The organism is Candidatus Avelusimicrobium luingense, assembly GCF_902757105.1.
Lineage (GTDB): Bacteria > Elusimicrobiota > Elusimicrobia > Elusimicrobiales > Elusimicrobiaceae > Avelusimicrobium > Avelusimicrobium luingense.
Genome location: NZ_CACVTK010000003.1, coordinates 163,616 through 183,239 on the forward strand (window position 1 = coordinate 163,616; position 19,624 = coordinate 183,239).

General features: G+C 46.8%; 18 protein-coding genes and 2 tRNA genes. 14 read left to right on the forward strand and 6 right to left on the reverse strand.

Annotation, left to right across the window (positions count from 1 at the left end; all coding sequences use genetic code 11):
- The first annotated feature begins 1 nt into the window (after window position 1).
- The 8 genes from gcvPA to ACQY3H_RS04230 all read left to right on the forward strand — a co-directional run bounded on the left by gcvPA (window position 2) and on the right by ACQY3H_RS04230 (window position 9,550).
- The gene (gene gcvPA, locus ACQY3H_RS04195) at window positions 2-1,327 is read left to right on the forward strand and encodes an aminomethyl-transferring glycine dehydrogenase subunit GcvPA (protein ID WP_428075170.1); all 1,326 of its coding nucleotides are present in this window, start codon (window positions 2-4) and stop codon (window positions 1,325-1,327) included.
- Window position 1,328: 1 nt separating this feature from the next.
- Window positions 1,329-2,762 carry an aminomethyl-transferring glycine dehydrogenase subunit GcvPB gene (gene gcvPB, locus ACQY3H_RS04200; protein ID WP_428075172.1) on the forward strand — a complete coding sequence of 478 codons (1,434 nt, stop codon included), beginning with the start codon at window positions 1,329-1,331 and terminating at the stop codon, window positions 2,760-2,762.
- Between the two features lie 150 nt (window positions 2,763-2,912).
- Window positions 2,913-3,611, forward strand: coding sequence for a lipoate--protein ligase family protein (locus ACQY3H_RS04205; protein ID WP_428075174.1), 699 nt, complete (start codon window positions 2,913-2,915; stop codon window positions 3,609-3,611).
- Entirely contained in the window at window positions 3,611-4,294 is a 684-nt protein-coding gene (locus ACQY3H_RS04210) for a M50 family metallopeptidase (RefSeq protein ID WP_428075176.1), read from the forward strand. The genes ACQY3H_RS04205 and ACQY3H_RS04210 overlap by 1 nt, the downstream gene beginning before the upstream one ends.
- Window positions 4,295-4,297: 3 nt before the next feature.
- Window positions 4,298-6,592, forward strand: coding sequence for an AsmA family protein (locus ACQY3H_RS04215; protein WP_428075178.1), 2,295 nt, complete (start codon window positions 4,298-4,300; stop codon window positions 6,590-6,592).
- The gene (locus ACQY3H_RS04220; RefSeq protein WP_428075180.1) at window positions 6,579-7,166 is read left to right on the forward strand and encodes a phosphoribosyltransferase family protein; all 588 of its coding nucleotides are present in this window, start codon (window positions 6,579-6,581) and stop codon (window positions 7,164-7,166) included. The genes ACQY3H_RS04215 and ACQY3H_RS04220 overlap by 14 nt, the downstream gene beginning before the upstream one ends.
- Window positions 7,167-7,169: 3 nt before the next feature.
- Window positions 7,170-8,342 carry a class I SAM-dependent rRNA methyltransferase gene (locus ACQY3H_RS04225; RefSeq protein WP_428075182.1) on the forward strand — a complete coding sequence of 391 codons (1,173 nt, stop codon included), beginning with the start codon at window positions 7,170-7,172 and terminating at the stop codon, window positions 8,340-8,342.
- 8 nt (window positions 8,343-8,350) lie between these two features.
- A complete protein-coding gene (locus ACQY3H_RS04230) occupies window positions 8,351-9,550 on the forward strand; it encodes a hypothetical protein (RefSeq protein WP_428075184.1) in 1,200 nt (399 codons plus the stop codon).
- 65 nt (window positions 9,551-9,615) lie between these two features.
- On the opposite strand, the gene ACQY3H_RS04235 is transcribed toward ACQY3H_RS04230, so the two are convergent.
- Entirely contained in the window at window positions 9,616-10,134 is a 519-nt protein-coding gene (locus tag ACQY3H_RS04235) for a type II secretion system protein (RefSeq protein WP_428075186.1), read from the reverse strand.
- 39 nt (window positions 10,135-10,173) lie between these two features.
- On the opposite strand from ACQY3H_RS04235, the gene ACQY3H_RS04240 reads away from it, so the two are divergent.
- The 6 genes from ACQY3H_RS04240 to ACQY3H_RS04265 all read left to right on the forward strand — a co-directional run bounded on the left by ACQY3H_RS04240 (window position 10,174) and on the right by ACQY3H_RS04265 (window position 14,251).
- Complete coding sequence (locus tag ACQY3H_RS04240; RefSeq protein WP_428075188.1) at window positions 10,174-11,343, forward strand: spinster family MFS transporter; 1,170 nt, start codon at window positions 10,174-10,176, stop codon at window positions 11,341-11,343.
- A gap of 84 nt (window positions 11,344-11,427) precedes the next feature.
- The gene (locus ACQY3H_RS04245) at window positions 11,428-11,634 is read left to right on the forward strand and encodes a 4Fe-4S binding protein (RefSeq protein ID WP_428075190.1); all 207 of its coding nucleotides are present in this window, start codon (window positions 11,428-11,430) and stop codon (window positions 11,632-11,634) included.
- A 15-nt stretch (window positions 11,635-11,649) separates the two neighbouring features.
- A complete protein-coding gene (gene vorB / locus ACQY3H_RS04250; RefSeq protein WP_428075192.1) occupies window positions 11,650-12,813 on the forward strand; it encodes a 3-methyl-2-oxobutanoate dehydrogenase subunit VorB in 1,164 nt (387 codons plus the stop codon).
- A 2-nt stretch (window positions 12,814-12,815) separates the two neighbouring features.
- A complete protein-coding gene (locus tag ACQY3H_RS04255; protein ID WP_428075194.1) occupies window positions 12,816-13,559 on the forward strand; it encodes a thiamine pyrophosphate-dependent enzyme in 744 nt (247 codons plus the stop codon).
- Complete coding sequence (locus tag ACQY3H_RS04260) at window positions 13,559-14,095, forward strand: 2-oxoacid:acceptor oxidoreductase family protein (RefSeq protein ID WP_428075196.1); 537 nt, start codon at window positions 13,559-13,561, stop codon at window positions 14,093-14,095. The genes ACQY3H_RS04255 and ACQY3H_RS04260 overlap by 1 nt, the downstream gene beginning before the upstream one ends.
- Before the next feature lie 84 nt (window positions 14,096-14,179).
- A tRNA-Phe gene (locus ACQY3H_RS04265) sits at window positions 14,180-14,251 on the forward strand.
- Between the two features lie 124 nt (window positions 14,252-14,375).
- Here ACQY3H_RS04265 and ACQY3H_RS04270 read toward each other — a convergent pair.
- From ACQY3H_RS04270 to ACQY3H_RS04290, 5 genes are all read right to left on the reverse strand, one after another.
- Window positions 14,376-14,894 (reverse strand): type IV pilin protein, encoded by a 519-nt coding sequence (locus tag ACQY3H_RS04270; protein WP_428075198.1) that lies wholly within the window; start codon window positions 14,892-14,894, stop codon window positions 14,376-14,378.
- Between the two features lie 60 nt (window positions 14,895-14,954).
- A complete protein-coding gene (locus tag ACQY3H_RS04275) occupies window positions 14,955-15,413 on the reverse strand; it encodes a tRNA (cytidine(34)-2'-O)-methyltransferase (RefSeq protein ID WP_428075200.1) in 459 nt (152 codons plus the stop codon).
- A 374-nt stretch (window positions 15,414-15,787) separates the two neighbouring features.
- Window positions 15,788-18,343: an alpha-glucan family phosphorylase gene (gene glgP, locus ACQY3H_RS04280; RefSeq protein ID WP_428075202.1), complete on the reverse strand. Its 2,556-nt coding sequence runs from the start codon at window positions 18,341-18,343 to the stop codon at window positions 15,788-15,790.
- Window positions 18,344-18,455: 112 nt separating this feature from the next.
- Window positions 18,456-19,514 carry a DUF1646 family protein gene (locus tag ACQY3H_RS04285; RefSeq protein ID WP_428075204.1) on the reverse strand — a complete coding sequence of 353 codons (1,059 nt, stop codon included), beginning with the start codon at window positions 19,512-19,514 and terminating at the stop codon, window positions 18,456-18,458.
- Between the two features lie 21 nt (window positions 19,515-19,535).
- Window positions 19,536-19,609: transfer RNA gene (locus ACQY3H_RS04290), tRNA-Glu, on the reverse strand.
- Window positions 19,610-19,624: the final 15 nt, after the last annotated feature.

Consider the following 19,624-nt stretch of genomic DNA (forward strand, 5'->3'; position numbering starts at 1 on the left):
TATGTTTACTCCACATACGTCCAAAGACGAACAAGAGATGTTAGACGCTATCGGCGTCCCGTCCATACACGCCCTGTTGCAAAAAATTCCGGCCGATTTGTTGTACCCCAAATACAACTTACCGGCCGCCTTAACCGAACAACAGTTGACCGCACATATGCACGCGTTAGCCGCTAAAAATAAACCGCTGAAAAATTTTATCGGAGCGGGGGCTTATTCCCATTTTATCCCGGCGGCTGTGCCTGCTTTATCGGGCCGCGGTGAATTTTTAACTGCTTATACCCCCTATCAGGCCGAGGCCAGCCAAGGAACCTTGCAAACGATTTACGAATTTCAAAGTTGCATGTGTGCGCTGTTTGATATGGACGTAGCCACGGCCTCACACTACGACGGGGCTACCGCTTTGGCCGAAGCCGTTTTGGCAGCCCACCGCATTACCGGGCGCGAAGAAGTAATTGTGTCCGGCTTGCTTCACCCGCATTATAAAGAAGTGTTAGACACGTACACCCGCCATAGTGCCATCCGTTTGACGGAAGCCAAGCCGACTTCAAACGGTACGCTGGACGTGCAAGCCTTAAAAAATCAGATTTCGCAACAAACGGCGTGTGTAGTTATTTCCACCCCCAACTTTTTAGGATATGTGGAACAAGCAAAGGCCATTTCTCAACTAGCGCATGAACAAGGTGCGCTACTGGTGGCGCAAGTGAATCCGATGTCGCTGGGAGTATTGCAAACGCCGGGTTCGTATGATGCTGATTTCGCCGTGGCCGAAGGACAACCGCTGGGCAACCCGGTTAGTTTCGGTGGCCCGGGGCTTGGTATTATGACCGCCAAAAAAGCCTATATGCGCCAACTGCCCGGACGTATGGTAGGAATTGCGAAAGATAAAAACGGCCGTCGTGCTTTTGTACTTACGTTACAAGCGCGCGAGCAACATATCCGTCGCGAAAAAGCCGCTTCCAATATCTGCTCTAACGAAGCAATTTGTGCATTAAATGCCGTTATTTATTTAACCTTACTTGGCCCGCAAGGTCTCAAAGAAGTAGCCTCTCTTAATGTGGAACGCGCCCACCAACTGGCGGACCGGATACATAACATTAAAGGGTTTAACGTACTGTCGGGAGCGCCGTTTTTTAACGAGTTTGTGGTGTTTTGTCCTGTTCCGGCCGCGCAAGTGATTGAAAAGTTAGCCGCTAAAGGAATTGCCGCCGGGTATGATTTGGGCAAAACCGGTGAAGCCATGAAGAACGCCTTGCTCGTTTGCGCTACCGAATTAACTACGCCGCAAGATATCGCCGCGTACGCAAGTGCCTTGGAGGAAATTTAATATGGAAAATTTACTCTCTATTGAAAAATCGCAACCGGGCCGCCGGGGAATCCGGTTTGAAAAAACCGTCCACGCGCCCGAAGCCTATTTGCCGCAAGATTGTTTGCGTACTTCCGCCCCGCGTTTGCCCGAAATGAGTGAATTTGATACGGTACGCCATTTTACACGGTTATCGCAGAAAAATTATTCGTTGGACGGACAATTCTATCCGCTCGGCTCTTGTACGATGAAATATAACCCCAAGGCCTATGATGTGCTTTCTGTATTAGACGCGTTTGCTAATGCTCACCCGTTTGCACCGGAAAGTGCGGTACAAGGCACGCTTCAGGTTATGTATGAATTGCAGGAAATGCTGAAAGAAATTACGGGGCTTTCTGCTTTTACTCTGCAACCGGCCGCCGGAGCGCATGGGGAATTAACCGGTATTTTGACGGTGCGTGCTTATCACGACGCCCGCAAAGATACGGCGCGTTGTGAAGTGATCGTGCCGGACACCGCCCACGGCACAAACCCGGCTACGGCAAATATGGCGGGATACCGGGTGGTGAATATTCAATCAGCCGATGACGGTTGTGTGGATAAAGCGGCGTTGCAAGCGGCTTTATCTGAAAAAACCGCCGCCGTCATGCTTACTATTCCCAATACGGTGGGACTTTTTGAAAAAGATATCCGCGAGATTGCCGATATGGTACATAAAGCGGGCGCACTACTCTATATGGACGGCGCCAATTTTAATGCGCTGATCGGGGTATGCAAACCGGCTGATTTCGGAGTAGATGTCATGCACTTAAATTTGCATAAAACCTTTGCCGCACCGCATGGCGGCGGCGGGCCGGGAAGTGGTCCCGTCGGAGCGGCACCGCATGTCGCACCGTTCTTACCACACCCGATTGTGGAAAAACACGACGGAAAATATACGCTTAACGGTCAAATGCCGCAAAGTTTGGGCAAGATGAAAGCGTTCTATGGGAATATTGCGGTTTGCTTGCGCGGGTATTGTTACTTGCGCCAATTTGATGCAAAAACGCTCAAAAACATCGCCGAAAAAGCCATTTTAAACGCCAACTATGTGCGTGCCAAACTTAAAGGCAAATTTGACGCATTTTTTGACGAAAACTGCATGCACGAATGTGTGTTGTTTGTCAAACCCGATGACATGAACGGCGTGCATACGGCCGATGTGGCTAAACGGTTGTTAGATTACGGTTTTTATGCACCGACTATTTATTTCCCGCTGATTGTGCCGGAAGCCCTGATGATAGAGCCGACGGAAACGGAAAGTAAGGAAATGTTAGATGCGTTTGTGGGGGCGCTTGAAAAAATCTACGACGAGATTTTTACAAACCCGCAACTGGTGCATGATGCACCGCATACGCAACCGGTGGAACGGATTGACGAGGTGTCGGCGGCACGCCAGCCGAATTTGCGTTGGTAAGTTCATAATCTTATTAAGGCACACTTAACGCAACGTCCGCAAAAGGCAATGTGCTTTTGCGGACGTTTCCATATATGTTTCTCATTAAATCGGTTTATCGGCAAGCAGGGGAATTTGATATAATTTTTTAACGTCATAACGAGGTGTTTTATGGATGTGTTACTTAATACTCCACCGTTAAATGTATTTGAACACATGGCACTTGACGAGCAAATGGTACACTTGCGCCCGCGTGCCGTTACGCTCCGGTTTTATAATTGGACACCGCAAGCGGCGGTGACGTTTGGTTACGCACAGTTTGTTAGTGAAGTAAAAAAAACACTTTCGGCACAAAATTTCTCCGGTCAATTTACCCGCCGTCCGACCGGGGGCGGTATTGTGTTTCATACGGACGATTTAACGTTTTCTCTGGTGTTTTCCTCTCCGGAACGCCCGACGGAAATTTACCGCAAACTGCATACGTTTATTTTAACCCAACTCGCTCAAGCGGGTATTTCCGGGCATGTATTAACTGAAAAATTACCGGCTTCTGCGTATGCGCCAAGTGTCAATCACGAGGCAACGGCGTGTTTTATTCGTCCGGTGGAAAATGATCTCTTGGCTGATGACGGTCATAAAATTCTCGGTGGGGCGATCCGCCGTTTTGAAGAAAATGTACTCTACCAAGGCTCTTTACAACTGCCCGGTGCGCGGGAAAACCCTATTCTGAAACGTGCTGTGATTGATGCCGTGCGCGCGTTTTTAGCAGTAGATTTGCGCCCGGTATCGTGTTGTGCCGGTCGTCTGGCTGCGGTGCGTCAACAAGCCGCCTTGCAATACGATAGCCCCGGCTGGGTGGAGAAATTTTAATGCGGTTTCTCAAATTTGTACTTGCCGTTATTTTACTTCCCACTGTATTTTTTGTACTTGTTCAAACGGGCCATATCTTGCTAACTGTGCTTGGCCATTTTCAAACGGCCGCTGCCTTTGTGGCCGGCGCGGCAGGATATGCGATTTTACACTATACGGTATATGATTTTTCACGCCCTTATGTTTTTATGCACGAATTTACCCACGCACTTGCCGCGTTTTTGTGCGGGGCACGCGTGAAAGATATATGTGTCAAGCGCGATAGCGGATATGTCAAAATGGATAAAACCAATGTTTTTATCGTGCTTGCGCCTTATTTTGTGCCGGGATACGTTTTACTTACAGCATTTATCTATGTGGTGCTTGGACTATTTTGGAACGTCACGCCGTACCGTTCGTTATTTTTAGGGCTATTGGGTTTTTTTATGGCGTTTCATTTTATTCAAACGTTTAAGACGTTGTTTGAAGCCGACCAACCCGATTTACAACTGGCCGGAGGAAAAATATTTTCCGTAGTGATGATTGTGCTGGCCAATTTAGTGGTGCTGGCTATTGTGCTAAAAGGGGGCTTTGCCGAGCAAGTCCACCTAAAAAGTGCCGCGATAGCGGTTGTAAAAGATACAGTCAACCTATGGCGAAGTTTGATAAACTATATCTACATGTGGTACGCGCGCATGGCGTAATGTATGGCTGAAGAAAAAAAACGAGCAAAGTGGACAAAAAAATCAGCAAAAGCACTTAAATCTGCCTTTATAGTGTGTTTGCGTACGGTGTTATTTTTGTCTATGCTTGCGCTGCTTCTCTTTGCGGCGGCATGGCTGTTTTTAGTTAAAACCTTTAATGCACAACACGTCAGCGAAGTATTGGCCGAAGAAATTCAAAAACGTTTGCAACGGCCGGTGGTGATTTCTTCGGTAGATGTTAAATTTATCAATACGTTGGAAGTTAAAGGCTTTCGTGTCTTGGATACGCAAGGCGTACCCGGGCAAGATTTATTATCTGCCGATTCGCTTACCTTCCGGTTCAAATTGTTGCCGCTATTAGACCATCAACTCGTTATTGATGAAATCGCCCTGAATGCCCCTCGCTTTAATATCATTCGCGCGGCAGACGGAAAGCATAATTTGCCGCCGTTGCGGGCACACCAATCATCTGTTTATACCAATAAATCTTCGGGGCAAAAATTTACCGTTAGCGTAGAGGACTGGACACTCAAAGACGGTGTTATCAGTTACAAAGATTTATCTTCCGGCGTTACACACGCGGTGTACGGACTCAATATGCACTTTGAGCAATTACGGTTTGATGAACTGTCGCGCTTTACGCTGGAGATGGTATTACGTAACGAATGGGCATCGGGCATGTCGGATATGGAAATTAGCGGAACGGGACATGTTAATTTTGCCGGATTTGATTGGACAAATTTTGCCCTTCGCAGTTTACGCGCCCAACTGTATTTATTCCAAAAACCGGTAGAAATTACATTGGATTTAGATAATTTACGTACCCCGTTTTTTAATGTAAAAGCCACGGTGCCGGCCTTTGAAAGCAAAAGCCTGTCCGTCTTTCACTTGGAAAAAACACCTTTTTCCGTTCCGAAATCTACCGTTACGGCTAAAGGGGTGCTGACCAACAATTACAGTTTACTCAAGGTTAATCAGTTTACGGCTTCGGCGGCTGATGTAAAAGCCGACGGTAAAGGGAATATGAACTTTGCTAAGCAACCCTATACGGCCGATTTTTCTGTTTCCACGAAACCGTTTGACCTTAAAGGTAAACAAAAATACTATGAACCGCTTAGCCGTTATAAACTTACCGGGAAAGCCTCTTTGAGCGGTCAGTTGGTGCGTCAAGACGGTAAATATACGTTCCCGCTTATTACCATAGATGCGCAACAAGCCAGCGGCGATATTTACGGTTTTTTGGCTGAAAACGTAACGGGCCAATTCCGCGCGAAAAAAGATTTTTCCGATTTGTATGCCGAAACTTCCACCGGCAAATTGACCGTTCATAAAACGGTGTTTGATAAATTAAATTTAAGTGCCAGTTGGCGCGGCGGCAATTTGTACGGATACATTGCCTCTACCGAAGTGAACGGCGTACCCCTTAAATTAAGTCTATCGGTAAATAACCTAAAAAGTGCGCGCCGCCGTATTCGTACGGCAATGCATTGGCAACATTTTAACCCGATGGATTTTATCGATACGGTGCAAGATTTTGTGACGGTTATTGTGCCGCTGGTGCCGGGCGGAACAGGTAATACGCCCGACGTTACCGGTGATTTGGCGTGGCTGCGTAATTTTAGAAAAAACTTGCCGAACTTTATGAGTAACTTTGGCGGAAATATTTCTGCCGATACGTTTTCCAGCCCGGTGCTATCGGGCAACCGCTTTAACGGAGAGTTTGAATTGACCGGTCTGCGTGCGGGAATGAATAAATTATCCGGCAACATTGAAGCGCGTTTAGAGGGTGGTGTGGTACACCAAATGGAGAAATGGGCCGAAGAACAAGAGGCCTTAAACATTACCTTCCAGCCGTTTATCATTATGCACCGTATGGAACGGGCGGGAAGTTTCAAAATCGGCAAGGTGTTAAAAGATGTACCGTTTAACGATATGGCAGTGTCGGTATCGTTTGAAAACGGGCAAATGCAAATTAATAATGCCTATACGGTGGGGCCGTCCATTTCCGCTACGGTAAGCGGATGGATTAACTGGGTAAGCGAAAATTTTGATATTATAGTATGGACGATGTTTTCTAATACCTCTCGTTCGGGTGCGCTAGCGGAAAATTTAACAGATGAGTCCGGCAACCCCGCTTTAGCGTTTCGGATTTCGTCGTCTATGTTAAAACCCAAAGTGGAAATGTTGCGTGCTAAAAAGACGGGGGAAACGATCCGCGCCGCGCAGACCAAAGGGTTACAAACCGATTTCAAAGCCGGACAAGAGTTCTATCAAGGAGATTACCATGCCAAGAAATAATATGGATATCTTGTGCCTGTTACAAGAACACGGAGCCATTTTAGAAGGCCACTTTGTGATGCCTTCGGGCTTCCACAGCCAGACGTATATTCAAACGTCTTTGCTGATGCAACATCCGCATTTAGCACAAAAAATTGCGGGCGCGTTGTCTGATAAATTCACGCAAAAAGTAGATGTGGTGATGGCGCTTACGCCATCGGACTCGGTACTCGCGCAAGAAGTAGCGCGTGTGCGCGGGGTGCGTGCCATTTTTGCGTCTAAAGACGAAAACGGCGTGATGATTTTTAAGCATAATTTCACGATTAAAGAAGGCGAAAATGTGCTTATTGTTGACGATGTAGCCGTTTCGGGCCGCAAAATTAACTCTGCTATTGATTTAGTTAATAAATTAAACGGAAATGTAATTGGAGTAGGTGTAATTGTGGACCGCTCTATGGGCTACTTACCTTTGACGGTACCGTTGCGTTCGCTCTTGTCATATCCGATGCAAACATTCACAGCCAAAGAATGCCCGCTCTGCGCGGCTAAAATTCCCTTTACCGAAGTGGAAGAAATGCGCGAAAAAGGGATGTAAGGTATGCAGCAAATCAAACTAAAAGCCAAAGAAGAACGTCGCTTAAAAGCCGGACACTGGTGGGTGTTTTCCAACGAAATTGACGGGTTGGATACGTCTATTGAACCCGGTACGTTGGTGCGTGTGATGTCCAGCGAAGGCGTACAAGTTGGTATCGGTACGTTTAATCCACACAGTTTAATTGCGGTGCGGCTACTTCAAAAAGGCGAAGATGATTTGCCGAAAGATTTTATCTTTGAAAAATTAGACGAAGCCTATTCGCGTCGCAAAGAAATCGGTGTGCGCAAATACGGACGTATGTGCTATGGCGAGGGAGATAATTTGCCCGGACTCGTCATTGACCGTTACGGAGATGTTTTAGTGGTGGATGTTTTAACGGCTGGCATGGAGTTGTTGAAACCGCAAATCACTAAAGCACTTCAAAAGATTTTCAAACCCACCGGCATTTATTACAAAAACGACAGTGCTTTCCGCGCGTTAGAAGGTTTAACTAATACGCCGGAAATTATCGGTGAAGTGCCCGAAACGGTAGAGATTGAAGAAAACGGCGTTAAATATATCGTGCCGATTCGCGGCGGCCAAAAGACAGGTTTTTATTTTGACCAACGTGAAAACCGTGCGTTTTTGAAACCGTATTTCAAGGATAAACTGGTGCTTGATTTATATTCCTATATCGGTTCATTCGGTATCACGGCGGCAAAAGCCGGCGCGGCGCAAGTGTGGGGATGTGATTCTTCCGCAGCGGCCGTTGAACTGGCCAAGAAAAATGTCGAACTTAACGGCGTAAGTGATATCGCTGTTTTCCATCGCGATGATGCCGAGCGGTTGCTTTCTGCTATGAAAAAAGGCGAACTACCCGACCAACCCGATATTGTTTTATTAGATCCGCCTGCTTTTGTTAAAAGCCGCAAGGCCTTGCCGCAAGCGGTGGGGTTGTATGTCAAACTTGTCAAAATGGCGTTAGAAGGGTTGAAACCCGGCGGCTATTTGGCGTTTTCCACTTGCTCGCATCATGTATCGCGCGAGTTGTTTGTGGATATTATCCGCCAAGGCGTGAGTAAATCAGGCGTGCAAGCCGCGCTGATTGAACTGCGCGGGCAAGCCAAAGACCACCCGGTTTTAATCGGTATGCCGGAGACGGAGTATTTGCATTTCGCATTGGTGCAAGTGCGGTAGGAAATAACATGAAAAAAGTAATGAGTGTAGTGCTGATGCTGTTGTCAGTTGGTGCGGTAGCGCAGGAATTGAAATTGCCATACTATAACGCTCGCCCGCAAGCGGCTGATTTTTCGGGACTATGCAAGCAATTTTCCCCCGACGGACAACCCGCTAAAGTGGTTCCTCCGGCGGAATTGGATGTCCGTTCATGTGATATTTCTTCGTGGAATTTGACAGAGTATACCGCACAAGAGTTGTCTGATGTCATTTCATTTGACAGCAAAACTAAATTTCCGAAAAAGAAAAAACTGCCTAAAGGTTTTTCTCCTAAAAAGATTTTAGCCAACGGGAAAAATCCCGGATTAAATCTGCGCGCGTTGCACAAACAGGGTATTACGGGAAAGGGTGTTTCCATAGCAATTATTGACCAAAATCTTTTACTTAATCACAAAGATTATGCCGCAAATGTGGTCTTTTATGAAGAAGACCCGTTTTGGAGTCACATAGAAGAGGCAAGTATGCATGCACCGGCGGTTGTATCTATTGCGGCGGGCAAGGAAATAGGTGTTGCTCCGTCTGCCCGTGTGTTTGTGTTTGCCCCATCCTTTGGCGAAACGACGAAAGAGCAATATGACGCCCGCCCGACGGCACAGGTGTTACGTCGCGTGGCCGAAGTAAATTCTCAACTTCCGGCAGAGAAAAAAATCCGCGTCGTTTCCATTTCGCGCGGGTTTAGTCCGGACGATTTGGGCGCGGAAGAATTTGAAGCCGCCAAAAGTGCGTTAGAAAAAGACGGCGTAGCCGTTTTTACCACAAATGATGTGTTTACGTTAAGCCGAAATCATACCTTAGATAACCCGGACAGGGTGGCTGATTATTGCCGTACGGCGTATTGGTTCGATGAAAATGACGTTGGATTTTTGTCAGCCGATATGCAAGACGTGATTGTGCCGACTGATTTTCGTGTGATTGCTTCTCCGACGGGGAAAAACGATTATGTGCATTACACTAACGGCGGTTTGTCGTGGGCGGTGCCGTATGTGGCCGGGTTGTATGCGCTAGGGGTGCAAGTGTATCCACAACTGACCAAAGAGATATTTATGCAAGCGGCGCATGAAACAGTCTCAGTGCGAAATTGCAAGTTGCAAGGCAAACCGTTTTCGGTGCCGCTAGTCAATCCTTCGGCGTTACTTAACAGATTGCAAGCATTACATACCGATAAGTAATAGGAATACTTTATTCCATAAAAAACCCCCGGATAAATTCCGGGGTTTTTTTGTTACAAAAGGGTTTAATTACCGTATGTAATTCTATATTCTTCCCCAACCAGTTCCGCGCCGACATTTTCGCAAATGTTTGCGGCGGCTCCCGTGCCGGCAACGCAAGTGATGTATTTAAGTTCTCCGGCTTGGTTGACGGCCGTTAAGGTGTATGGTTCGGGCCCGTTGCGTACAATGTCAATATAAACGGTAGCAGCAGTAGCGGACGTGCAGTTGGCCCATCCGGTGGTGCCGGATACGCGTAAAATCGGTTCTCCAAAGTAAGTGGGGCGGGTAAAGTTCCCGGTAGAGGCGCCGGCTATTACAAACCGTCCATTGGTGGCATTAGCCGCTCCGCTGCAACGATACGTATTTCCGTTCATTACATAACGTGCGTTAAGCACTTCGCTGGCGGCTTTCAAATTGTTAATCCCTTCCATGGAACGTCCATGTTCCATAGCCGCATAATACTTCGGTAATGCTACTGTAACTAAAATACCTACTATGACCATTACAATCAGTAATTCAACAAGTGTAAAACCTTTTTTCATAATTCCTCCACTAGGTTTATTATAATAAAATAAATGGGTATGCGGCGAATTTTTTGGATCTTGTTTTTACTGAACCTGTTCAACTATATGGACAGGCAAGTTTTGTATGCCGTTTTTCCGTTGCTGCAACTTGATTTGCATTTAGCCGATTGGCAACTGGGCACGCTGGCTTCCGTATTTATGGTGGTGTATATGTGTTATGCACCGGTGATGGGGGTGTTGGCAGATCGCTTTTCCCGCACGCGGTTAATTGGAATAAGCGCACTTATTTGGAGTGTGGCTACTTTATTAAGCGGAGCCGCTAAAAATTTTTCGCACTTGTTGTTTGCACGCGGGCTGACCGGTGTAGGCGAGGGTGGTTTTACAACGATTGCCCAACCTTTTCTAGCGGAGCACGCCCCGAAAGAAAAACACGCTTTGTTACTGGCGCTATTTGGTCTTGCGTTGCCGCTTGGCAGTGCCTTAGGGTATGGACTTGGCGGCGTGATCGGGCAGACGTGGGGGTGGCGGATGGCCTTTATCGGACTGGGTGTGCCGGGAATATTGTTGGGGTTATGTGCCTTCTTCTTACCGGATAAAGGCCGCGCATTACCAGAAAAACCTCGCCCGTCTTTAGCCGAATATACACAACTGTTGCATCATAAACCGTTTTTGTTTGTGTGTTTAATTCAAACGGCGGTAACATTTTTGATGGGAGGATGTTCGGCTTGGGTGCCTACGTATTTTGTGCGTTACTTGCATGTGAACGCGGCGCAAGCGGGAGTATGGTTTGGAATTTTAGTTATTATGTGTGGCGCTTTAGGTACGCTAGTGGGGGGAAAGTGGGCCGAAAAACGGCTTGCCCATTCGGCGCGTGCATATTATGAAGTAATGTTTATTAGTTTGGCGGGTTGTATTGTTCCGTTGTGGTTAGGTTTGCAAAGTGCACATGTTGCTACCGCGCTTGCGTGGTTTGGCCTTACTATCTTTTTCTTATTTTTGCCGACGGGTGCAATTGCCGCGGCACTGGTGGCTACTTCTCCCGTTTCGGTACGCGCCACCGCCTTTGCGCTTAATTTACTTATTATTCATTTGTTGGGGGATGCTCTTTCTCCCGTGCTTATTGGTATATTGTCCGGCGTATGGAGTTTGAAAGTGGCCATTGCCTTGTGTTCGTTGGTAGTTTTCCCCGGACTTGTTTTGTGCCATTATATAGGCCGTCAAAAATAATCCACTTTGTCGGTTGCGCCCGTAGTCCTAAAAGACATATACTATATATAAGCCGGTTTTTTGTCCCCGGCTAACAGGAGACTTATGCCTAGAATAGAAGTGGACGCCAACCGCTGCAAAGCGTGTTATTTGTGCGTAAGTGTGTGCCCCAAAAAATGTTTGGGTCCGTCTAAAACAATCAGCAAAAAAGGATATTTTCCGGCCGAAATGATTCACCCGGAAAATTGTATCGGCTGTGCGATGTGCTACCGCATGTGTCCGGACATTGCCATTACGGTAATCAAAGAATAATTTTGAGGTTTTTATATGACAGAAAAAGCATTACGAAAAGGCAACGAAGCACTCGCTGAAGGTGCTATTCGCGCCGGGGTGCGTTTCTTTGCGGGATACCCGATCACGCCGCAAAACGAAGTGCCGGAATATATGTCTGCCCATATGGCAGATAACGGCGGCGCATTTGTGCAAGCCGAAAGCGAAGTGGCCGCTATCAATATGGTCTATGGGGCTGCCGCTACCGGTACGCGCAGTATGACTTCTTCTTCATCGCCGGGAGTGAGTTTGAAACAAGAAGGTATCACCTATTTAGCCAGTGCCGATTTGCCGTGTTTGATTGTCAACGTAATGCGCGGCGGGCCGGGTTTAGGCAGTATTTCCGGTGCGCAAGGCGATTATTTTCAAGCCACGCGCGGCGGCGGTAACGGCGATTATCACGTTATTGTACTTGCACCCAACTCCGTAGAAGAATTGGGCAATTTCCCTAAACTCGCGTTTGATTTGGCGGAAAAATATCGCATGCCTTGTATGATTTTAGCCGACGGCATTTTGGGGCAGATGATGGAAAGCATGTCGTTTAATTTTGAACCGGTGGATCCTAACAAACTCGGTAAATTTGACTGGGCCGTAGATATCAACAAACAAGGCCGCGGCAAAAGCAAAGTGTTTTCCTACAAAGGCGATAATTTAATTGCCGATGTTATCGAACGTGCCAAACGCTACGGACTCATTGAAAAAACCGAAGCGCGCTTTGAAGAACGCAATACGGAAGATTGTGATATTTTGCTCGTAGCGTACGGGCTTTCTTCCCGCGCGTGTTTAGAAGCCGTCAATATGGCTAAAGCGCACGGAGTAAAAGTGGGCCTTTTCCGCCCAATCACCTTGTGGCCGTTCCCGTCTAAACGGTTAGCCGAACTGGCCAAAAAAGCCAAAGGAATTGTGGTCGTGGAGCAAAGTTTAGGCCAATTGGTGCAAGATGTAAAATTAGCCGTAGGCGATCGTGTGCCGGTGGGACTTAATGCGTATCCCGCAGGCGGACAACCGGACGGCGAAAAGATTTTAACGGCAGCCCGCTCGCTCTTAACAGGCAAAAAAGAAGGGCTGTTTGATTTACAGGAACACGCTACTAACTTTACTTACAACTGTCAGCGTGATACGTCGTTAGGAATGCAAGGCGACGCCAAAGGAGGCAAATAAGTATGACGATTATTGCCCAAAAACCGAAAAGTTTAACAGATGTGCCTATGCACTATTGCCCCGGTTGCGGCCACGGTATCGTGCACCGCTTGATGGGGGAAACCTTTGATGAACTCGGTATTGCAGACCGCGTGATTGGGATTGCTCCGGTAGGTTGCGCGGTGTTTGCCGATGACTATTTCAAATGTGATACGGTGCAAGGGGCGCACGGGCGCGGCCCGGCCATTGCTACGGGTGTCAAACGCTCTAAACCCGGTGCGATTGTGTTTTCGTATCAGGGCGACGGCGATCTGGCTTCTATCGGCATGGCGGAAATTGTGCACGCGGCTGTTCGCAGTGAAAACATCACCGTTATTTTTATCAATAACGCCATTTACGGTATGACGGGCGGGCAGATGGCCCCCACCACACTGGTCGGACAAGTAGCCACGACGGCCCCCAAAGGGCGCGATCCGAAGTTACAAGGCTGGCCAATCAATATGTGCGAAATGCTGGCGCAAATTACCGGCAGTAAGTTTTTGGCGCGTGTGGCGGTGGACTCTCCGCAAAATGTTATCAAAGCCAAACAGGCCATTAAAAAAGCGTTTGAAAATCAAGTCAATAATGTTGGGTTTTCTATGGTGGAAGTGTTAAGCCAATGCCCGACCAACTGGCATGCCAGCGTGCCGCAAGCGCTTGAATTTGTGCGCACTAAAATGATGCCGCAATATCCGCTGGGTATTTTTAAGGACGAGGGGGCGAACTAATGTATCAAGGTATTCGTATAGCCGGATTTGGCGGGCAGGGCGTTGTTTCCGCCGGAATTTTACTCGCTCAAGCGGGCGTAGAAGATAAAAAGAACGCCAGTTGGTTGCCTTCCTACGGGCCGGAAATGCGCGGCGGTACGGCTAACTGTTCCGTCGTGGTAACAGATGGCGAAGTATATACGCCGATTGTTTCCGTCCCCGATACGGTAATTGTAATGAACGAGCCGAGTTTGCCCAAATTTGAGCCGCTGCTCAAAAAAGGCGGACTACTTATTTTGAACAGTTCGCTCGTTAATTCCCGCCCGACGCGCAAAGACATTACCGTGGTTTGTGTGCCGTGTAACGAGATCGCCAAACAAGTCGGTATGGACCGAATTGCCAACTTGGTGGCTTTAGGTGCGTTTGTCAAACTAACGGGTGCCGTTACTTTAGATAGCGTGGCCGACGCCATGAAAAAAGTATATAAACGTGCAAAACCGGAAATGTTGGAACTTAATAAAAAAGCCTTACAAGCCGGCTTTGACGCGGTGAAATAAAACGAAGTTGATTTTGCCAAACGGCAGAGATTTTTTTCTGCCGTTTGCGTGTGAAGTAAAAATTTAGTATTATATATAAGTAATGCCGAGGTAGCTCAGTGGTAGAGCACTGGTCTGAAAAACCAGGTGTCGACAGTTCGATCCTGTCCCTCGGCATTTCTTTTTTGTCTAATTTGCCGCATTTCGTTGTTGTTTGTCGGCTTGAATATCTCGGTGCTATCGCGCCGCTTTGCGCGGTACGCTTTATTGAAAAACACCCCGCTTATACAGCGGGGTGTTTTTATCTAACCGTATATACTCTGCAAGGGACTGACGAGCCACCGTTAGGGTTGCAAGTGGTGGTAGTTTTGAACGAGCCTGTGTTGTTGCAAACCTTATCAAATCTGGAACCCGCTTCGTTAGTCAGACTTACGCAATACGCATGGTCTTCCCACCCGCTTCTGCTACTGTGAATATAGTACACGGTATAGGCGTTGTTCAAACGGGCGGTGTCAAAACAGATTACTTCTTGTTGAGCGGCTAATCGACACGTGCCCCAGTCAAAAGTGGCTGTATTCCCGGAAATACTGGTAGCGGGGATATCCACAGATAATGCCTCGAAATCAGTCGTATATTCTCCGTTAGCCAAATAATATACTTCGTTGGCTTGTGCTAAGGCATTTGTAATGGCCATTAAATTAGAAAAACGACTTTTGTCCACCGCTTTTTGGTATTGCGGTAAAGCCACTGCCGCTAAAATACCGATAATGAGTACCACCACTAATAATTCAATGAGCGTAAATGCTTGTACGTTTTTCATAAAACTCCTTTTCGTTTGTACGGCTAAGAACATTATATCTTTTATTTGTAAAGATAAAAATTACTTGTTGCGGTTTTGTCGTAAGGCTTCAAATAAAACAATCGCCGCGGAAGAAGATAAATTAAGCGAGCGTACCGGGCCTGTCATCGGAATAGTAAATAAACGGTGTGCGTAGCGCGTATAAAAATCTTTCGGTAATCCGCACGATTCCGCACCAAAAATCAAATAACCGTCTGCAGGAAATTGTGCATCCCAATACGATTTTTTACCTTTGGTAGATAGAAAGAACATTTTATCTTCCGTCGGTTTTTCTTCCGCTAAAAAATCTTCCCACGTATTATGTCGTTTATAATCTAAATTGGGCCAATAATCTAACCCCGAGCGGCGAATTTCTTTAGAAGCGATGATGAAACCAAGTTTGCCGACAAGGTGCAACCGCGTACCGGTGGCTACACAAGAGCGGCCGATATTACCGGTATTAAAAGGAATTTCGGGGTTAATGAGTACGATATTTAACATAATAATAACTGTTGGTATCTTATGCTTTACGCACAATGCACAAAATTAGTTCATTTTGTGCATTGTTGCTTTTTAGGATAAACAATTTTCCAAATTTGGACTATTTTGCGGTCTCGCGGCCTTGACGTAACTGCCATTACGCCTAGCGGCCGCCTACATCCCGCAAACTAGACTCAAATTTGAAAAATCATATAATCTTCCGCTTTGACTCGTCTTGGGGGAAGTGGGCTGTTTTAACAGTTCCCGGGTAAGTTTTCAGTTTTGGGATAGATAGCCGCCGTAAGTTGGCGCGTAGCGTACAAAGAAAAGTACGTAAGAGCCAAGTCGGCGGCTAGATGCTCAAAAATGAAAACCGTTACTTTGCATCTATTACGTTACTCTTCCCAGCGGATAAATAACGGTGTAAGCACGTTGGGAATTGCGTTATTGGCCGGTAAAATACGCAACGCATAATCTTGCCGTCCGCTGTTAAACGGAGCGATCGTTACTTCGTAATTATACGCATTGTCTTTTTGGCCTACGCATTTCATAGCCACCGCGTTTTCTTTAACCATATCACCGCGCGTGCCGCGTTTGCCCAAATACAATTCTACTTGCACGTCTTCGGGCGATAAACCGCCTAACGTTACGCGGGCGGTAAATTTGACTTGTTCGCCCATAGAAATTGCTTTTTCCGGAGCGGCGGTCGTGTCGGTTACGCTTACGCGGTACCAATTTTCGGCAATTTTTTGACGCCATGCCGCTACTTCGGCGGCTTTGCCGTCTTCGCTTAAGATTTGACCGTAGTTATTGGCGGCCACATAAAAGCGTTCGTAATATTCTTTGACCATGCGGTTGGTGTTAAAGAACGGAGCAATATGCTTGATAGATTCTTTCATCAAGTTGATCCACGTTTTAGACATACCGGCTTCGTCTTTAGCATAATAGGCAGGGGCAATTTCCTGTTCAATTAAACTATATAACGATTCGGCTTCTACGGCATCGCGTTCGGCGTCCGATTTGTAATTTTCCGGACCGCCGATAGACCACCCGAATTCACACGGACCGACTTCATCCCACCAACCGTCTAATACGGAGAGCGCAAGTGCGCCGTTAAGTGCGGCTTTCATGCCGCTTGTACCGCTGGCTTCCATGGGGCGAATCGGGTTATTGAGCCATACATCTACCCCTTGTACCATATAGCGTGCGGTGTTCATGTTGTAGTCTTCCACGAAAACGATTTTCCCTTTGAAGCGCGGGTCGTTTTGCGTAAGGCCGACGATCAGTTTAATATATTCTTTTCCGGCGGTATCGGCGGGGTGGGCTTTACCGGCAAAGACGAATTGTACCGGGCGGGCCGGGTTGTTGACAATCTTGTCTAAGCGGTTCAAATCTTTGAATAACAAAGTCGCGCGTTTGTACGTTGCAAAGCGGCGGGCAAAACCAATCGTTAATACATCAGGTTGTAAAACATTGCTGGCTTTTTTGACGGTCATTACGTCAAAGCCTTGACGTTTGAGTTGGCGTTTAAGGCGTTCTTGTACCAATGTGATCAGTTTGTTTTTGCGTTCATTGTGTACTTTCCACAATTCTTTATTGGGGATCGTATCAAATTTTTTCCATAACTTTTCGTCAGACGGATCAAATTCCCCGAATTGGTCGTTATCAAAAAGGTATTTGCGGAATAATTCGTTGTGTTCGTGTGAAATCCACGAAGAACTGTGGATACCGTTGGTGATGCTGGTAACGGGCACTTCGCTGACCGGTAATTCCGGCCACAAGTTGTGCCACATTTCGCGGCTGACGGCTCCGTGTAGTTTGGCTACCCCGTTGGAATAGGCAGATAAGCGTAATGCTACTACGGTTAAACAATACGTAGCCGAAGTCGGTTTTTCTTTACCCAGTTCCAAAAATTGTTCCCATGAAATATGCATTTGGTCCACATAGTATTGCATGTATTTGCGTACGAGTTGCGGATCAAAATGTTCGTTTCCGGCGATAACGGGGGTGTGAGTCGTAAAGACGGAAGAACCCCATACGATTTCGCGCGCTTGGGCGAACGTTAAATTCTTCTCTTGCATGATATCAATAATGCGTTGGAAGAGTAGGAACGCGCTGTGCCCTTCGTTAATGTGATAGACGGTGGGTTTAATGCCCATCGCGGTTAACGCGCGCACACCGCCGATACCTAATACGATTTCTTGGCGGATGCGGTTTTCGCGGTCGCCGCCGTAGAGTTTTTCGGTAATGGCACGTTGGGCGGGGGTGTTTTCCTGCAAATTCGTATCTAACAAGTAAAGCGAAGTGCGGCCTACCGGTACGCGCCAAATGCACGCTTTAACCGTTTCGCCGCCTAAAGGAATATCAACTACTACGTCTTTGCCGTTTTTATCTAATACACGTTCTACCGGCATGTGGGCCCAGTCGTTATCGGGATATTCTTCATTTTGCCAGCCTTCGCGGTTAAGCACTTGTTGGACGTAACCTTGTTTGTAAAATAACCCTACCCCGATAATCGGCATACCAAGGTCGCTGGCGGATTTCATGTGATCCCCGGCGAGCATCCCTAAACCGCCCGAATAAATCGGCAACCCTTCGCCAATACCGTATTCCATGGAGAAATAGGCCGTTAATAATTTGCCGTTTTCGTGTTTGTGGTCGTTATACCAAGTATGGGGGTTGTTTTTGTAGTTGTAATACGATTCTTTGACTTTGTTGAGTTGTTCTACAAAATTTTTATCTTTGCTAAGTTCTTCAAAGCGTTTTTGCGGTACGCTGCCTAAAAACCATTTCGGGTTGCGTTTGGAAGCCGTCCATAATTCATCATCTACTTGTACAAAAAGCAAAATGGCTTGCCAATTCCACGTGAACCACATGTCGTTGGCCAGTTCTTCTAAAAATTTAATATTTTCGGGTAAGTGCGGTTGCACATTAAAAGAATGGATTTTCATCATTTCTCCTTAATTACTAGTAAAATACACGTTATATTATATAAAATTCGTACGCGTATTAGGGAAAAGAAAAACCCCGGTTGCCCGGGGTTTTTGTAAGAAACGACTCGGTTTATAAGATAGCGGAAAGCAATACGAAGTACGCTACCATCAGCGCAAGGCCCAAACCAAAGGCGGCTTTCACCCACTCTTTGCTCTTAATGCCCAGTTTAGAAGCACAGATAATGTTAGGAATATTGCCCGGAATCAGCATGCCGCCGGATACTACCAAACTCATGAGCAGAAACGTAAGTGTGCGATCGTCAATGGCGGGGGTAACTTCAATAGCGGCCAAGGTGGCATTATCCAATACCGCAGAAAGCATATTGATCCAATACAACCACGAAGCGTGTAGGTGCGTAATCGTTTTAAGGGCTAACGGTTTTAAGCCATCTCCCAAAAAGGTTAAAGCCATTACAAACAGATAGACTTTTCCGGCGCGGATAACAATACCTTTAACGGTGTTGTCGCTACCGATATCGGCGGCTTTTTCACCGGGAGCGCGGGTAATGGTGCTTTCGCGTAGTGAACTGGCCATGCCCGCCATAAATAAAATACCGCCCAGCACAAACCAACCTAAATGGTTGATTAAGTAGAAAAAACCGGCATAATGTGGCGCTCCGGATAGTTTGGAAATCACAATCGTTCCCAACGGCTCCCCTACGGCCGTAAGTACCGCACCCATACCAATAGCATAACAGGAAAAAGTGACCAGTTTAATGCGTCCTTTGCGTTCAAGCGGTAACATGACGGTAACTTCCGCCAAGATGAGAGCCGCAATAATAGCCGTAATCAAACTGGAGGCAAGGCCTAAAATAACAACAATTAGAAATAAAGTCCAGCGTAGCCCGATGGTTTTAACTGATTTTTGGGTAAGTTTTTGTAAGTGGGTATTAAACTGACGGAACAGTAAACCGGCAATGAGTACGGCGAAGGTAATAACAAGGGGATCTTTTATGGCTGCCCAGATTAAATGTCCGCTCCAAACGTGTGAGACGGTTACGGCAAATATACCGCAGCAAAACAAAAAGGCTTCTAAATTTTCTTCTACTTTGTGTATAGTGAGTGGTAGGAAAAGTACAACAACAATAAGTAGCGATAATAACACCGTTTGCACAACCGATAATTCCATAATGCAACCCCCATAAAAATACGTCCCGTACGAGATTCGAACTCGTGATCTCCGCCTTGAGAGGGCGGCGTCCTAGACCACTAGACGAACGGGACCTATACTGTTATTTT

Excerpts from the sequence above, each read along its gene's own strand:
- gcvPB (WP_428075172.1), top strand. The coding sequence starts at position 1,329 with ATGGAAAATTTACTCTCTATTGAAAAATCGCAACCGGGCCGCCGGGGA.
- ACQY3H_RS04235 (WP_428075186.1), bottom strand. The coding sequence starts at position 10,134 with ATGAAAAAAGGTTTTACACTTGTTGAATTACTGATTGTAATGGTCATA.
- ACQY3H_RS04260 (WP_428075196.1), top strand. The coding sequence starts at position 13,559 with ATGTATCAAGGTATTCGTATAGCCGGATTTGGCGGGCAGGGCGTTGTT.
- ACQY3H_RS04205 (WP_428075174.1), top strand. The coding sequence starts at position 2,913 with ATGGATGTGTTACTTAATACTCCACCGTTAAATGTATTTGAACACATG.
- glgP (WP_428075202.1), bottom strand. The coding sequence starts at position 18,343 with ATGAAAATCCATTCTTTTAATGTGCAACCGCACTTACCCGAAAATATT.
- ACQY3H_RS04285 (WP_428075204.1), bottom strand. The coding sequence starts at position 19,514 with ATGGAATTATCGGTTGTGCAAACGGTGTTATTATCGCTACTTATTGTT.
- ACQY3H_RS04215 (WP_428075178.1), top strand. The coding sequence starts at position 4,298 with ATGGCTGAAGAAAAAAAACGAGCAAAGTGGACAAAAAAATCAGCAAAA.
- ACQY3H_RS04240 (WP_428075188.1), top strand. The coding sequence starts at position 10,174 with ATGCGGCGAATTTTTTGGATCTTGTTTTTACTGAACCTGTTCAACTAT.
- ACQY3H_RS04275 (WP_428075200.1), bottom strand. The coding sequence starts at position 15,413 with ATGTTAAATATCGTACTCATTAACCCCGAAATTCCTTTTAATACCGGT.
- ACQY3H_RS04245 (WP_428075190.1), top strand. The coding sequence starts at position 11,428 with ATGCCTAGAATAGAAGTGGACGCCAACCGCTGCAAAGCGTGTTATTTG.
- ACQY3H_RS04220 (WP_428075180.1), top strand. The coding sequence starts at position 6,579 with ATGCCAAGAAATAATATGGATATCTTGTGCCTGTTACAAGAACACGGA.
- ACQY3H_RS04270 (WP_428075198.1), bottom strand. The coding sequence starts at position 14,894 with ATGAAAAACGTACAAGCATTTACGCTCATTGAATTATTAGTGGTGGTA.
- ACQY3H_RS04255 (WP_428075194.1), top strand. The coding sequence starts at position 12,816 with ATGACGATTATTGCCCAAAAACCGAAAAGTTTAACAGATGTGCCTATG.
- vorB (WP_428075192.1), top strand. The coding sequence starts at position 11,650 with ATGACAGAAAAAGCATTACGAAAAGGCAACGAAGCACTCGCTGAAGGT.
- ACQY3H_RS04230 (WP_428075184.1), top strand. The coding sequence starts at position 8,351 with ATGAAAAAAGTAATGAGTGTAGTGCTGATGCTGTTGTCAGTTGGTGCG.
- gcvPA (WP_428075170.1), top strand. The coding sequence starts at position 2 with ATGTTTACTCCACATACGTCCAAAGACGAACAAGAGATGTTAGACGCT.
- ACQY3H_RS04210 (WP_428075176.1), top strand. The coding sequence starts at position 3,611 with ATGCGGTTTCTCAAATTTGTACTTGCCGTTATTTTACTTCCCACTGTA.
- ACQY3H_RS04225 (WP_428075182.1), top strand. The coding sequence starts at position 7,170 with ATGCAGCAAATCAAACTAAAAGCCAAAGAAGAACGTCGCTTAAAAGCC.